Raw genomic sequence first — 14,453 nt, 5'->3', positions numbered from 1 at the left:
GGCCTAAATCACCTTAATGTAGTGTGTTTTTTCACAAATAAGATACCATATGTCCGCAAGCCTCTCCAAAATAGGGTTTTTACAGTAAATAAGAGATTATATGTCCGTCAAAAAAGTTCCAACCCATCCCTAACCCTCATTAATCATCGGATCCACCTAACCCAAATTATCTCGAATCCAAGTCTTCCAGATTATGCTTCTTATCTTGAATAAAACTATTTAGATTAGTTGATTCCAAAATCAACACCAAACTTTAACATAGCCTTTTATTAAGTAAAGAAAGCATAAATTTCTGACGCTTACGTGTCTAGCTCCAGCGCCCAGCGACTAGCAAACTTCCTGCACCTCCTTACGATAAGTCAACATCGGATCGCTTGCGCTTTTGTTCCTGTAATAGGCGAAAAACTCCCCATCTTCAAGGAATGCGTAGGGAAAAGCCCAATGAGTAAGTGGGGGATGAATCGCCTTCGGACTAGAGGTAGCTAATGCTATATCAATTGTCCGATGCAAAAATCGAACATACGTTCCTTTTCTGCTTCCCTTTTGGTATAATGAAATAGAGGGAATGTGAAAGAAGCATACGAATTTCGTATCTATACAACTAAAAGTTTACAATAAATAAGTAGGTGAGTGATGGGTAGTTCAAAAGTAATAGGTGTACTATAATCAGGGTAAGGTTTACGAACGTAACAAATGTAAAATGTGTGACGGAAAAAGGAGTTGCCTCAATGAAACAGATAGGAATCTGTTGCTTGATGGGTTTGATCTTGGTAGGATGCTCATTTGGCAACGCCGAGAAAAATCCAACCATTACGCTTGAACAAAACCCTGAAGATTCTCTCGCGGAACCTCAATCCTTACCTAATGATGAAAGCCTCCAGTCTTCCCCGTTGAATAAGGCTAAGGCAGAAATAATTGTGATGGACTATGCAAAAACAATCAATCTGGTCGCAACCAATACCGAAACAGGTAGCTCAGACCTTCTCCACTATGATACAAAAGATGAATTAATCAAACATTTCGAGCATTTCATGACAGAAGATTTTGCTTCGAGCACCGTGAATGAGTATTTTCAAATGGAAAATGGTAATCTACATGTGAAGAAATCCTATCAACTAACCAATATTAGTGAACGCCTGCCTTTTACTCTAGAAAAAGTAAATAACAATGAGTATAAAATTTTTCAACAACGAGAAACGCAATCGAAAGGGATAGAAAATCTTTATTTTACACTTCGAAAAGATAGTGGGGTATGGAAAGTGAAAGGATACTCCAAGGAGCTTATTCCTTACGAGGATAACAATGAGGAGCTAGCTCGAACCATTTTATACGACTATGAAATGGCCTTTAAGGATGTGTTGCTGATGGACGACCGTAAGCTTGAACAAACATTTGATACAAAAGAAGGTCTTCAAGAACACCTTCGAACGTTTGTTGATGAACAATTAGCCCAATCCCATACGGAGGAGCACTATAAAGTAGTAGATGGAAATCTTTCCATTCAAGAACATGATGCTCCTATATTTTTAGATCGTGACGGGTCCTTTAAGCACTCCATATCGGAAGAGGATGAGCTAGTAGTTGTCCAGGAGCAGAATAATCCATTAACACCGCATCGAATGGTGGAATTTACCCTTACAGGTGAAAATGGATACTGGCAAGTGGATTCGATTGATGTGACAAGTTTAATAGACGAAGATGACTAAAGAGGGAGGCGTTATACCTTCCTCTAAAAAGGGTTTTTGAAGAAGATAGAAAGCTCTATTTTCATGTTTCTAAATTTATAGTTGTATATTTGTTGGGAATAAGGTTAAAATAAAAGATGTTTAAAGTGTCTGAAGTTCAGGAATTGTGTACGTAGTGCCCCGTTTGAAACTTCTATTCTAGCTTCTGGATATTCCTTCTCAAAAACATCCTATCTAAGAGAAGCTATTTCGAATAACTTTCATAGAATTTTCTTAATCATAATAGAAAAAATAAAATAATGGTTAGGTGTGGTGATATTGTGTCTGCTTCATTAACAATTTCGCATTTAGAGACGAAGAATTTAAAGGAATTATATTCCCTGGCGAAGGAATATAAAGTCTCTTATTATGCAAAGCTGACAAAACGAGAATTAATATTTGCTATTTTAAAGGCTCAGGCTGAAAAAGATGGCTTCTTATTTATGGACGGTATTTTGGAGATTATTCCTTCTGAAGGATTTGGTTTCCTACGTCCGATTAACTATTCTCCAAGTGCTGAAGATATTTATATTTCAGCTTCTCAAATCCGTCGTTTTGATTTAAGGAATGGAGATAAAGTATCCGGTAAGGTACGTCCGCCGAAAGAAAATGAACGGTATTATGGATTATTGCACGTGGATGCTGTGAATGGGGAAGACCCAGAGATTGCCAAGGAACGTGTGCACTTCCCAGCGTTAACGCCATTATATCCAGATCAAAGAATGAATCTTGAGACAGAAAGTAAGCGTCTATCTACACGAATCATTGATCTGATGACACCAGTTGGGTTTGGACAGCGTGGACTTATCGTAGCGCCACCTAAAGCTGGTAAAACGATGCTCTTGAAGCAAGTAGCCAATAGTATTTCGCACAATCATCCCGATTCAAAGCTAATCATCTTGCTTGTCGATGAGCGTCCGGAAGAAGTTACAGACATAGAGCGCTCCGTTGAAGGGGATGTCGATGTTGTAAGTTCTACGTTTGATGAGGTTCCGGAAAACCACATTAAAGTCTCTGAGCTTGTATTAGAACGCGCCATGAGACTAGTGGAACATAAGAAAGATGTCATTATTTTAATGGATAGTATTACCCGTCTGGCTCGTGCGTATAACCTCGTCATCCCGCCAAGTGGACGAACACTATCTGGTGGTATCGACCCGGCTGCCTTCCACCGTCCGAAGCGTTTCTTTGGTGCGGCTCGTAATATTGAAGAGGGTGGCAGTTTAACCATTCTGGCAACTGCGTTAGTCGATACAGGTTCCCGCATGGATGACGTCATCTATGAAGAATTTAAAGGAACAGGAAATATGGAATTACATCTTGATCGTAGTCTTGCTGAACGCCGTATCTTCCCTGCGATTGATATTCTTCGTTCAGGTACACGAAAAGAAGAGCTGTTACTGCCTAAATCCCATCTTGATAAAATTTGGGCGATTCGAAAAACATTCGGAGATCAATATGACTTCGTCGACCGATTCTTACGTCGCTTGAAATCTTCTAAGAATAACGAAGAATTTTTCCAGCTGATGGATGAAGACATGAAAGGAAAGTCTCCATCTAGGCGTTCGTAGCACATTTGTTGCGAAGAACTAAAGCGCAAGCGCCCGTTTAGCGACGTATATGCTGCGGCCCACACGACGTGGGTTGGTTCGATGTTGCTACGCGACGTAGCGATTTTAATCGAACTTCCTCTAAGTCTTTTGAGATAAAGGCAACACGAAGAACGTAGTGATTCGATGTTAACTTATCGTAAGGAGGAGCAGGAAGTTTGCTAGTCGCTGGGCGCTGGAGCTGGACACAACAAAAGTGCAAGCGCCTTGGTCACCCCCGACAGGCTTAAGGCAAGCCTCGAAGTGGCGTTTTTTGCCACAGCGAGGATTGACTTAAGACCCCGAGGGGGTAGGCGCTGGAACTAGACGTGGCCGCATCACATTTTTTAGTTACCCAAGCGTTGAATTTTATAATTTCCTATACGATGAACTAAATCTTGCAAATGTGATAGTGGACTGTTATAATCTTTCTATGTGAGTTTCGATAATGACTAGTAGTAGTCTGTTAACGGCTCTTATAATAACTCTGCATTCAAAGAATTCAGGGCAAAAAGGAGTGTAAGGCATGAAGGAACAAATTCATCCGCAATATCAGAAAGTTGTATTTCTAGACACTAGTTCAGATTACAAATTCTTGACTGGTTCTACGCTAACTTCTGATGAAACTATCGAATGGGAAGACGGCAATACGTATCCACTATTACGTGTTGAGATCAGTTCAGCTTCTCATCCGTTCTACACTGGTAAGCAAAAAGCCGACAAAGAAGGCGGCCGTGTGGATCGTTTCAAGAAAAAATACAATCTTGGATAAGTATCAGATTTCTTTTTCGAAAGAATCGACAACTTATTACAGAGTTGAAAAAACAGGCAAATTGTCTTTCTTTGCCTGTTTTTTTATTGGCTAATTACCATTTTAAACATGTAAAATAAACGTTTTATCTTTAATTTTAGATAGCTAGTATAAACTAATACTACAAAAAATAATCACATGGAATTTCTTTACTGAGGTAGAAGGGAGAGACCGAGCTGTGCATGTAATGAAACAAAGCGGTTGGATTGAGGTTATCTGTGGGAGTATGTTTTCAGGTAAATCAGAAGAACTGATACGTCGTGTCCGCCGTGCTACATACGGTAACCTTTCCGTACGAGTATTCAAACCTGCAATGGACAATCGCTATGCAGAGGACTCTATCGTATCTCATAATGGTACGTCTGTTTTAGCTCGTCCGGTGGATCATTCAGAGGATATTTTTTCTTATGTTGACGAGCATGTCGACGTTGTTGGAATTGATGAAGTACAATTTTTTGATGATAATGTAGTTGAAGTAGCCCAAACCTTAGCAGAACGTGGCCACAGAGTCATTGTCGCTGGCTTGGATTTAGATTTTCGCGGAGAGCCATTCGGAACAGTCCCAACCTTCTTGGCAGTAGGCGAATCCGTCACAAAGCTTAGCGCCATTTGCCCAATCTGTGGATCACCAGCTAGTCGAACACAACGATTAATCGATGGCCGCCCAGCCTCCTATGATGACCCCGTGATTTTAGTAGGTGCATCGGAATCCTACGAACCACGCTGCCGTCATCATCACGAGGTGCCGAACAAACCCAGGCACATCTTAAAATCAAAGCAATCTCAGTAGCTTTTAAAGAGTAGCTGTGTGAAAAGCCTCCAACTGTGGAGGCTTTTTTTTATGGCATAAGTCCATTCATGTCTAGTTTTGGCGCTTTTCGTAATGATTCTAGGGCTAACCTTACATAAAAGTGAAAAATTACCTCGAGGAAATGTCGAACAAAGCTTCCGCTGCCTGATACAAATCGACAAGATGGGAAAGCTAATTTTACATGAATAAAAAAAGGAGGTTTCTCGTCTTGCGCTATTTTCTTGTAGTAGGAAGTGTAGTAGGGATGTTGTTCGTATCAGCGTGTGCATCCAATCCACAGGGCACACAAGAGGTTCGAGATAATCAAACACTCAATATTCGAAATACCGATACAATGGAAGAGCATCATACAAAACGCGGTCTTCAGCAAACAGATAACCCAAAACAAATGAATCAGGTTGGAGAAACGTGGGGAATCCGTTTGGATAAAGAAAAAGTTCATGAAGCAATCGACTTAGTTGATGGCGTGGAAGTTCGTCGCGTGAACTTCACAGGTAGTCATGCGTACGTCTCCATTCGAGCAACGCAGGATAACTTATCGGATGATGAAAAAATGGTTCTTTTGAACAAATCGCAAACAGCAGTAGAGAACGCGCTGCCGCGATATCAAATCCGCGTGAAAATGAGATAATTATAGGCGTAGGTACTCTTGATTTTGTAAGATAATGACGAAGGTTGGAGTGCCTAGTGCCGGCTTTTTACTCTTTGACTCCATGATGAAGCTGTACTATAATTAGAATGTTATGGACGAAAAAGAGGTGGATGAAAGTGTTAGAAAAACTTCAAACCTTAGAAGATCGGTATGAAAAATTAAACGAGTTACTAAGTGACCCGGAAGTAGCTAGTGATTCCAATAAACTACGCGAATATTCCAAGGAACAAGCGGGTCTTGAAGAAACGGTTCAAACGTATCGAGAATACAAAGACATCTGTAGTCAGCATGATGACACAAGAGCCATGCTGGATGATGGTCTAGATGAAGAAATGAAAGAAATGGCAAAAGCCGAATTGGAAGAACTCTCCGAAAAGAAAGCAGAACTAGAGGAACGCCTGAAGTTCTTACTAATTCCGAAGGATCCAAATGATGATAAGAACGTTATCATGGAGGTCCGCGGAGCTGCAGGTGGCGATGAAGCTGCGTTGTTTGCAGGAGATTTATTCCGTATGTATTCTCGTTTCGCAGAATTCCATGGCTGGAAGATTGATATCATGGATTCTCATGAAAGTGAAGTTGGTGGCTATAAAGAAATCATCTTCATGGTAAACGGATCAGGTGCGTTCTCAAAACTTAAATTTGAGAATGGTGCACACCGAGTTCAGCGTGTACCGCAAACAGAATCTGGCGGACGCATTCATACATCAACAGCGACTGTGGCTGTTTTACCAGAAGCAGAAGAAATTGAAGTGGATGTTAACGAAAAAGACATCCGCGTAGATACCTTTGCTTCCAGCGGACCAGGAGGACAGAGTGTTAACACGACCATGTCTGCTGTTCGTTTAACGCACGAGCCAACAGGTATCGTCGTTTCCTGTCAGGATGAAAAATCCCAAATCAAGAACAAAGAAAAAGCCATGAAGGTATTACGTGCTCGTATTTATGAGAAATTCCAACAAGAAGCACAAGCAGAATACGATGAGCACCGTAAATCAGCAGTTGGTTCTGGTGACCGTTCCGAACGTATCCGTACGTATAACTTCCCGCAAAACCGCGTAACAGACCACCGTATCGGATTAACTCTTCAGAAACTTGATCGAATTCTTGAAGGTCAACTAGATGAAATTACAGAAGCCCTTCTTATTGAAGAGCAAACCAAAGCACTAGAGCAAATTGGTGAATAATATGAATGAAGCGAAAACTATTTTTGAAGTCCGACGCTGGGCTTCTCTTTTTTTGCAGGAAAACAATCGGGAAACAGGAGTAGGCGAACTACTAGTACAACACCATCTTGGGATGACACGAGCTCAGCTTTTTGCCAATGCCCAAGATGAAGTATCTGTTGATGTCCGTGAAAAGATAGAGCAGGATCTTCGCCAACATGTCGCTCAGGGCACGCCCGTACAGCACTTAATTGGTACGGAAGAGTTTTACGGACGCCTGTTTAAGGTCAATCAGGATGTACTCATTCCTAGACCGGAAACTGAAGAACTAGTTCTCGGAGTACTCGAACGGATGAAGCAAACAGGGATGTTCTCGGAACCCCTAACATGTGTCGATATCGGAACAGGAAGTGGCATCATCGCAACAACATTAGCGAAAGAGCTACACCATGCCACGATGTATGCAACGGATATTTCTTCTGAAGCATTACAGGTAGCGGAACAAAATGCACATGCACTACATGCAGACGTTCAATTCCGTCAAGGAGACTTCCTTGCACCAGTCATCGAAGAAGGCGTAACCTTTGATGTTGTTGTTTCCAATCCTCCGTACATTCCAGAAGGCGACCGGGATACCTTATCCGATGTCGTCCGAGACCATGATCCCTCGCTCGCCTTATTTGCAGGCGAAGACGGCCTTGCTGCCTATCGACGCATCATCGAGCAACTTCCTGCTGTCGTGAAAAAAGAGACCTTACTAGCATTAGAAATCGGACACGACCAACGACACACAGTCCCAGCACTAATCGAAGCAGCATTCCCACATGCATACATCGATGTCGTGCAAGATATAAATCAAAATGACCGCATGGTATTTGCCTGGCTTTCTGAATAGAGAGCCAGGTTTTTTGTTTGGGTGGAAAGGAGCGGATACTGGGAAGAGAGTGACGGATAAAGAGGGGGGAGGAGCGGATACGGGGAAGAGAGTGACGGATAAAGGGAGAAAAGGAGCGGATACTGGTAGGAGAGTGACGGATAAAGAGGGAAAAGGAGCGGATATCAACCAAGAACCTACGCCTATCGAGGAAGGACTCACGCATAAAGCTAGAAAACCCACGCATAAAGCTAGAAAACTCACGCATATCGAGGAAGAACTCACGCATAAAGCCAGGAAACCCACGCATATCGAGGAAAAACTCACGCATAAAGCCAAAAAAACCACGCATATCGAGGAAGAACCCACGCATATCGAGGAAGAACCCACGCATAAAGCCAGAAAACCCACGCATATCGAGGAAAAACTCACGCATAAAGCCAGGAAACCCACGCATATCGAGGAAAAACTCACGCATAAAGCCAAAAAAACCACGCATATCGAGGAAGAACCCACGCATAAAGCCAGAAAACCCACGCATATCCAATGCACTCCCCCGCCCCATACGCGCAACCCCCCCCTCTCCCAGCCAAAAATAAAAGTTTCATAGATTCCACGTATAACCCCTACCATTCCTGTTCATAATGAAACTAGAATTGAACGAACGGAAGGGGCAGGGGAGAATGAATAGAATAAAAAAAGACGTAATCGTAAAGGTGTTACTTGGTTGTTTAGTTGTTGCGTTATTTCCGTTTACATTAACGGGGTATGGGGCGGAGCCAGCTCAGGTTGTGGAAGAAGAATATCAGGTTATTCCGGATGAAGCGATTCGGTTACGTATTTTAGCGAACAGTGATCAAGATGAAGATCAAGATGTAAAGCGGAAAGTTCGAGATGCAGTAAATGCGAATATTACTGAATGGGTGCAAGACCTGACTGATATACAAGAGGCGTATAGCTTGATTGACGAGCGCTTACCTGAGATTGAACAAATCGTTGAAGAGGTGCTGGAAGACGAAGGAGTGTCTCCAACCTATAACGTCAAGTTTGGAGAAGTAGAGTTTCCTACTAAACTGTATGGTAACTACATCTATCCAGCTGGGATGTATGAGGCGATACTGATTACGCTTGGAGAAGGAAAAGGAGCTAACTGGTGGTGTGTATTATTTCCTCCTTTATGTTTCTTAGATTTCTCAAATGGTACTTCTGTTGCTCATGCTGAAGAAAACACTGATGCTAGTGGACAACCTGTGGAAAACGAAGAAAATCCACAGGAATCTGAGGAAGAAGAAGTGAAAGTCTCCTTTTTCTTAATTGATTGGATCACATCTTTATTTTCCTAAACGTAAAAATCTATCATAATCTCTCTATCAAAACATAATCATACTAGTAAGAATGATAGGGAGGTTGAATCAATGCTTGAAGTAACACGCGCTACAGAATATGACGAGGGGACGTTTACAGCGTTTTTTGGAGAAAATGCCGATCAGCTAAAAGAGCAACAACAATTATATACGTATGGACATTATGTGGAAATTCATAACGAGAAGAAAGGGTTCTTTGCCCTGGTGCCTGTGGATAACCGTAGCTACTGGCTGCGAACCTTATACTTAACACCTGATATGAATCCAAATTTTATCTTAACTTTGTTCGAAGTGCTCCATGCTTACATTGAGGAGAATGGAATGGAAAATGTCTACGTCCATTGCCATCAGCCAGCGCTTCGAACATTATTAGAAGCTCAGCAATTCGTGGAAGTAGATGATGCAACCATTCCTCCACAACTAGAAGCACCAGCTGAAGTCGGAAGTTGGTGGAAACTCCACATGAACGTGGAAAAATAAACAATTTATTCACATCTGTGGATAAATCCTGTGTATAACTTGTGTATCTATGTGGGTAAACCCCCTGCTTATTCACATATGTATATAAAGGAAACCTTATTTTCTCAATTTGCAAGAGAAAATGGGGTTTTTCTGTTGAAAACTTTACATTCATCCGATAGTACTATGTGGATTAACTAGAAATTGAAGAAGAAACTGCAATCGAATCCCAACCACTGAGCGCATAAAAAAGCATGCAGAGTCTTCCTCTGCATGCTTTACATAAATGTATGATCTTGATGTTGTCTGCTTAGACTGCTTTAGCTTCGTACGTTACTTCAATATTACCTTCTGTAGCTTTGGAATAAGGGCATACATTGCGTGCTTTTTCTACAAGTTCATCTGCTTTGGCTTGGTCAACGCCCTTCATTTCAGCTGTTAAGTGAACGGCAAGTTTAAAGCCTTCTGGATTGTCTTTTCCGATATGAACCTGAGATGTAATCGTAGATTCAATGTTTTCTCCGTTTTGATCAGCTACTAGGTTTAGTGCGCCATCAAAGCATGCGGAGAATCCACTTGCGAAAAGTTGTTCAGGGTTTGTACCGTTGCCTCCTGAACCTCCTAGTTCTTCTGGTACGGAAAGGTTAAGGTCGACTTTATTATCTGGAGTTGATACGTTCCCTTCACGACCACCTTGTGCTGTTGCTTGTGCAGTATAAAGTGCTTTCATGATTTGTATCCTCCTTCAACTAGTATTTGTAGTCACATTCATTTGTTTACCCACAAGTTGTAAAAAATACGCATATTTTTTTCTCTGGATGTGTTAAAAAGGAAGCGTAGTCCTACTTGTTTACTTGCAGTGCGGAGTGTATAAAGTTCATAATAAAGTATAGATTGCGAAGAAAGGGTGCTCTACGAATGGGTACATACGAAACGAAATTTTGGAACGTAAACGAACAGCATATTGATCATACAAATGAACATATTCTTGAAGCGGCATCCCTGTTAAAAAAACAAGAAGTTGTCGCATTCCCGACGGAAACTGTTTATGGGCTAGGGGCAGACGCGACGAGTGAAGCGGCTGTGGAACGTATTTTTGCAGCAAAAGGTCGTCCTGCTGATAATCCGCTCATTGTTCATCTAGCAAATAAGGAGCAAATCAAAGAAGTAGTAGAAGAAATTCCAGAGGTTGCACATCCGTTGATTGAACGTTTTTTACCGGGGCCTTTGACACTTATTTTCAAAAGTAATGGGAGCTGTGCTCGTAATGTGACAGCTGGTTTGCCAACGGTTGCGGTGCGCATTCCCGATCATCCGGTTGCCAAGGCACTACTTGAGGCTTGTCAGCTTCCTCTAGCAGCGCCAAGTGCCAACAGGTCAGGTCGACCAAGTCCGACATCTGCTCAACACGTGTATAAAGATTTACATGGTCGTGTAGCCGGGATTGTTGATGGAGGTACGACAGGTGTTGGCCTCGAATCAACGGTCCTTGATTGTACGGGTGAGGTGCCAGTTATCCTTCGTCCTGGTGGCGTGACGAAGCAGGATCTTGAAGCTGTTATAGGAGAAGTGGAAGTGGATGGAGCTTTAGATAATAATGAACAAGGCCAGCCAAAATCACCTGGTATGAAATATACTCATTACGCACCAGAAGCTCCGCTATGGTTAATCGAAGGAAATCTTTCCTTTTTTCAACATCAAATTGATGAACAAAGGCGTAACGGAAATAGAGTCGGAGTGATAGCTAGCCAGGAGCACGCCTCATCCCTATCAGCCGACCAAGTACAAACATGCGGATCACGACAGGATCTACGACAAGTAGCAGAACAGCTGTATCATTCCCTGCGTGTATTTGATCCAGAAAAAATTGATGTCATTCTTTGTGAGACATTCCCGAAAGAAGGAATGGGAGAAGCGGTCATGAACCGTTTAGCAAAAGCAGCGACACAAAAAATTAGCCAACCTTAATAAAAGCGTTCCTTCTAACTCCAGCTTGGACTGCATATGATGAATTAGCATGTCCGAGGGGGAGTAGGAATGGGGTCGATTCCTTTTGTAGGAGAGATGATAACATTATCCTTAATGGCGCTAGCCTTAGGGATGGATGCGTTCTCAGTCGGATTAGGGATGGGGATGATCCCTTTACGATTACGCAGAATAGCCATCATTGGGTTTACGGTGGGTATGTTTCATATCATTATGCCATTTTCCGGAATGGTATTAGGTCGTTTTCTTTCCAATCAACTTGGCTCCTTCACAACTATGGGCGGTGGAGCCTTATTAATTATTTTAGGTGTGCAAATGTTCCGATCCTCTTTTAAAAAGGATGATGAACCTGCATTATCACCAATTGGATTTGGCCTAATTGTGTTCGCGTTAAGTGTTAGTTTGGATAGTTTCTCAGTAGGACTTAGTTTAGGTATGTTCGGGGTAAGAACAGTCATGACCTTACTTTTGTTCGGTATCGCAAGCATGGTATTAACTTGGATTGGCTTGTTGTTAGGAAGAAAAGTACAAGGGTTGTTAGGTACATATAGCGAAATGCTAGGCGGAAGTATCCTATGTGGATTTGGCTTACAGCTTATCTTTGGGTGAATATGTTTTAAATGGAGCTTGGAATAGTACAATTCCAAGCTCTTTTTTTATGTCCTTTTATTGAAAGGAAGCGTGTTCAAACCTAATTAGACTATGTTTCTTGTTTAATATATCAAAAATAGTGGTAGGGGTATATTGTGGGGGCTAAGGATATATATGGAACGAGTGAAACATTGAATAGTATGGAAAGCTTGTAGAAGAAAAGGAAGTGCTCGAAAAGCTTGATGTAGAGCGAGGTGCTAAATCCATGGATATCGCATTTTTACTAACGATTTTTGTCATCGGGCTCATTGGATCCTTCGTGTCTGGTTTAGTAGGCATTGGAGGAGCAATCGTAAATTATCCTATGTTGTTGTACATTCCACCATTACTAGGCTTTGATGGGTTTAGTGCTCATACTGCTGCAGGCGTTGTAGCTGTCCAGGTTCTTGTTGCGTCTTTTGGAGGGGTTCTTGGGTATCGAAAAGGGAACTACCTTCATAAACCACTCATTCTTACGATGGGCGTTTCCGTGCTCATTGGTAGCTTGATTGGTGGTTTTGGTGCCACATATTTATCAGAACAGACGATTAATTTAGTATATGGCATCTTAGCGCTCGTTGCTGTAGTGATGATGTTTGTACCTACCAGTGATGATACTACTGCAATAGAAGACATTGCGTTTTCCAAACCAATTGCTGCTGTATCAGCATTTGTCGTAGGTGTCGGAGCAGGTATTGTAGGGGCAGGAGGTGCCTTTTTACTAGTGCCAATTATGTTGGTGGTATTGCATATACCAACAAGGGTAACCATCGCATCTTCATTGGCGATTACCTTCATATCCTCAATCGGTGCCGTTACAGGGAAACTGTTTTCCGGAGACGTGCCGCTACTACCAGCATTGGTCATCGCTGTAGCAAGTATCATTACGTCACAATTAGGTGCGAAAGCCGGTAAAACAGTAAATACGAAGGTGTTGCAGGTTATTTTAGCGGTATTGATTATTGGTACTGCGATTAAAGTATGGACAGATATTTTACTGTAGGTGAAAGATAGTGAACATAAAGAGCTTTTCTTATTAAAATCTGTTTTATGGAGGTATTTAACATGGCATTACAACCGTTAACAGTTAAGGAATTAGCACAAAAGATTTTAGCAGGAGAAGAAGTATTTCTACTTGATATTCGGAAAGAAGAGGACTATAGTGATTGGGCTATTCAAGGACGTAATGTGCGCAGTTTGAATGTCCCTTATAAGCAATTGGAAAATGGAGTAGAGGACGTTAAGGAACAGCTTCCAGAAGATAAAAATATCTATGTTGTGTGTGCAAAAGGAATCTCATCACAAAAAGCCGTTACAATGCTTGAAGAAGCTGGAGTCCAAAACATCACCCATCTCGAAGGTGGCATGACAGCTTGGAGTGAGCACCTTGAACCAATGAAGATTGGTGATTTATCCAACGGAGGCGAGCTCTATCAGTTTATACGAATCGGCAAAGGCTGTCTTTCTTACATGGTCATTGCCAATGGAGAAGCAGCGGTAGTCGATGCTGTCCGTATGATTGACACGTACAAGCAGTTTGCTAGCGAAAAAGGTGTTGAGATTAAATATGTACTAGACACGCACCTTCACGCAGATCATATTTCAGGCGGAAAAACATTAGCGGATCAAACTGACGCTGCTTACTACTTCCCACCAAAAGATGATGAAGGTTTAACATTTGACTATAAAAAGATGGAAGATGGAGCAGAAGTTACAGTAGGAAACGCTGTAAACATCGACGCTTTCTATTCCCCTGGACATACAAGTGGAAGTACAAGCTTTATCGTCGATCAAACGTACTTGATGACAGGAGATATCTTGTTCGTGGAATCCATTGGTCGCCCAGATTTAGCTGGAAAAGCTGAAGATTGGGTAGATGACTTACGCGAAACACTTTATGAACGCTACCAAAACGTGGAGCAAGATCTAATCGTCCTTCCAGCCCACTTCGGAAAAATGGAGGAGATCAACGAAGATGGTACAGTTCATGCCAAATTAAAAGAACTGTATCAAAAGAACGACCGCTTAAATGTACAAGATGAACAAGAGTTTAAGCATCTTGTTACAGACAATCTTCCACCACAACCAAACAGTCATGAAGAAATTCGCAAAACCAATATGGGTCAGAAAAATCCAGATGAAGACGAACGCCGTGAAATGGAAGTAGGTCCAAATCGCTGCGCAGTTTAAGGGATTGGTGAGATGGAAAGCCAGGGTCAGGAGCCCTGGCTTTTTTGTATGCGTTGCGGTAGGTGGAGCGGGGTTGGGCAGTCTTGCGCGGATGGTGCAGCCCGTCTGGAGCACGAAACTAGCGCAGGAGGGCGGTCGCTCCAAATATCAAAATCTCGCTCCAGATTTCCGAAAGTTGCTCCAATATTGCAATTGTC

The 14,453-nt window shown here is 42.0% G+C and carries 15 protein-coding genes; 14 read left to right on the top strand and 1 reads right to left on the bottom strand.

The genetic code is table 11. From position 1 onward, the window contains the following. The first annotated feature begins 728 nt into the window (after positions 1–728). From N782_RS14105 to N782_RS14060, 10 genes are all read left to right on the top strand, one after another. Positions 729–1,706 carry a putative periplasmic lipoprotein gene (locus N782_RS14105; RefSeq protein WP_036821376.1) on the top strand — a complete coding sequence of 326 codons (978 nt, stop codon included), beginning with the start codon at positions 729–731 and terminating at the stop codon, positions 1,704–1,706. Between the two features lie 299 nt (positions 1,707–2,005). Continuing rightward, positions 2,006–3,295, top strand: coding sequence for a transcription termination factor Rho (gene rho / locus N782_RS14100; protein ID WP_237582663.1), 1,290 nt, complete (start codon positions 2,006–2,008; stop codon positions 3,293–3,295). Positions 3,296–3,839: 544 nt separating this feature from the next. Then, positions 3,840–4,085, top strand: coding sequence for a type B 50S ribosomal protein L31 (locus tag N782_RS14095; protein WP_036821369.1), 246 nt, complete (start codon positions 3,840–3,842; stop codon positions 4,083–4,085). A 217-nt stretch (positions 4,086–4,302) separates the two neighbouring features. Continuing rightward, the gene (locus tag N782_RS14090; protein WP_036821366.1) at positions 4,303–4,914 is read left to right on the top strand and encodes a thymidine kinase; all 612 of its coding nucleotides are present in this window, start codon (positions 4,303–4,305) and stop codon (positions 4,912–4,914) included. A 229-nt stretch (positions 4,915–5,143) separates the two neighbouring features. Continuing rightward, the gene (locus N782_RS14085) at positions 5,144–5,566 is read left to right on the top strand and encodes a hypothetical protein (protein WP_036821363.1); all 423 of its coding nucleotides are present in this window, start codon (positions 5,144–5,146) and stop codon (positions 5,564–5,566) included. 137 nt (positions 5,567–5,703) lie between these two features. Beyond that, positions 5,704–6,774 carry a peptide chain release factor 1 gene (gene prfA / locus N782_RS14080; RefSeq protein WP_036821360.1) on the top strand — a complete coding sequence of 357 codons (1,071 nt, stop codon included), beginning with the start codon at positions 5,704–5,706 and terminating at the stop codon, positions 6,772–6,774. Between the two features lies 1 nt (position 6,775). Beyond that, complete coding sequence (prmC, locus tag N782_RS14075; RefSeq protein WP_036821358.1) at positions 6,776–7,648, top strand: peptide chain release factor N(5)-glutamine methyltransferase; 873 nt, start codon at positions 6,776–6,778, stop codon at positions 7,646–7,648. A 49-nt stretch (positions 7,649–7,697) separates the two neighbouring features. Continuing rightward, the gene (locus N782_RS14070; RefSeq protein ID WP_152600777.1) at positions 7,698–8,237 is read left to right on the top strand and encodes a hypothetical protein; all 540 of its coding nucleotides are present in this window, start codon (positions 7,698–7,700) and stop codon (positions 8,235–8,237) included. Positions 8,238–8,319: 82 nt separating this feature from the next. Beyond that, entirely contained in the window at positions 8,320–8,970 is a 651-nt protein-coding gene (gene spoIIR, locus N782_RS14065) for a stage II sporulation protein R (protein WP_036821387.1), read from the top strand. Positions 8,971–9,042: 72 nt separating this feature from the next. Further along, entirely contained in the window at positions 9,043–9,471 is a 429-nt protein-coding gene (locus tag N782_RS14060; RefSeq protein WP_036821351.1) for a GNAT family N-acetyltransferase, read from the top strand. A 289-nt stretch (positions 9,472–9,760) separates the two neighbouring features. Here the strand turns inward: N782_RS14060 and N782_RS14055 are convergent, their stop codons facing one another. Continuing rightward, entirely contained in the window at positions 9,761–10,180 is a 420-nt protein-coding gene (locus tag N782_RS14055; protein WP_036821349.1) for an organic hydroperoxide resistance protein, read from the bottom strand. Positions 10,181–10,368: 188 nt separating this feature from the next. On the opposite strand from N782_RS14055, the gene N782_RS14050 reads away from it, so the two are divergent. From N782_RS14050 to N782_RS14035, 4 genes are all read left to right on the top strand, one after another. Then, positions 10,369–11,418, top strand: a complete 1,050-nt coding sequence (locus N782_RS14050; RefSeq protein ID WP_036821345.1) for an L-threonylcarbamoyladenylate synthase — start codon at positions 10,369–10,371, stop codon at positions 11,416–11,418. A gap of 69 nt (positions 11,419–11,487) precedes the next feature. After that, positions 11,488–12,045: a manganese efflux pump MntP gene (locus N782_RS14045; RefSeq protein ID WP_036821343.1), complete on the top strand. Its 558-nt coding sequence runs from the start codon at positions 11,488–11,490 to the stop codon at positions 12,043–12,045. 247 nt (positions 12,046–12,292) lie between these two features. Then, a complete protein-coding gene (locus N782_RS14040; RefSeq protein ID WP_036821386.1) occupies positions 12,293–13,069 on the top strand; it encodes a sulfite exporter TauE/SafE family protein in 777 nt (258 codons plus the stop codon). 62 nt (positions 13,070–13,131) lie between these two features. Then, the gene (locus N782_RS14035; protein ID WP_036821341.1) at positions 13,132–14,256 is read left to right on the top strand and encodes an MBL fold metallo-hydrolase; all 1,125 of its coding nucleotides are present in this window, start codon (positions 13,132–13,134) and stop codon (positions 14,254–14,256) included. Positions 14,257–14,453: the final 197 nt, after the last annotated feature.

Source organism: Pontibacillus yanchengensis Y32 (genome assembly GCF_000770635.1).
GTDB classification, from domain to species: domain Bacteria; phylum Bacillota; class Bacilli; order Bacillales; family BH030062; genus Pontibacillus; species Pontibacillus yanchengensis.
The sequence above is the reverse complement of the archived record's forward strand: the minus strand, read 5'-3'. Positions and strand labels throughout refer to the sequence as shown.

Excerpts from the sequence above, each read along its gene's own strand:
- N782_RS14105 (WP_036821376.1), top strand. The coding sequence starts at position 729 with ATGAAACAGATAGGAATCTGTTGCTTGATGGGTTTGATCTTGGTAGGA.
- N782_RS14095 (WP_036821369.1), top strand. The coding sequence starts at position 3,840 with ATGAAGGAACAAATTCATCCGCAATATCAGAAAGTTGTATTTCTAGAC.
- prmC (WP_036821358.1), top strand. The coding sequence starts at position 6,776 with ATGAATGAAGCGAAAACTATTTTTGAAGTCCGACGCTGGGCTTCTCTT.
- N782_RS14060 (WP_036821351.1), top strand. The coding sequence starts at position 9,043 with ATGCTTGAAGTAACACGCGCTACAGAATATGACGAGGGGACGTTTACA.
- N782_RS14055 (WP_036821349.1), bottom strand. The coding sequence starts at position 10,180 with ATGAAAGCACTTTATACTGCACAAGCAACAGCACAAGGTGGTCGTGAA.
- N782_RS14050 (WP_036821345.1), top strand. The coding sequence starts at position 10,369 with ATGGGTACATACGAAACGAAATTTTGGAACGTAAACGAACAGCATATT.
- N782_RS14045 (WP_036821343.1), top strand. The coding sequence starts at position 11,488 with ATGGGGTCGATTCCTTTTGTAGGAGAGATGATAACATTATCCTTAATG.
- N782_RS14040 (WP_036821386.1), top strand. The coding sequence starts at position 12,293 with ATGGATATCGCATTTTTACTAACGATTTTTGTCATCGGGCTCATTGGA.
- N782_RS14035 (WP_036821341.1), top strand. The coding sequence starts at position 13,132 with ATGGCATTACAACCGTTAACAGTTAAGGAATTAGCACAAAAGATTTTA.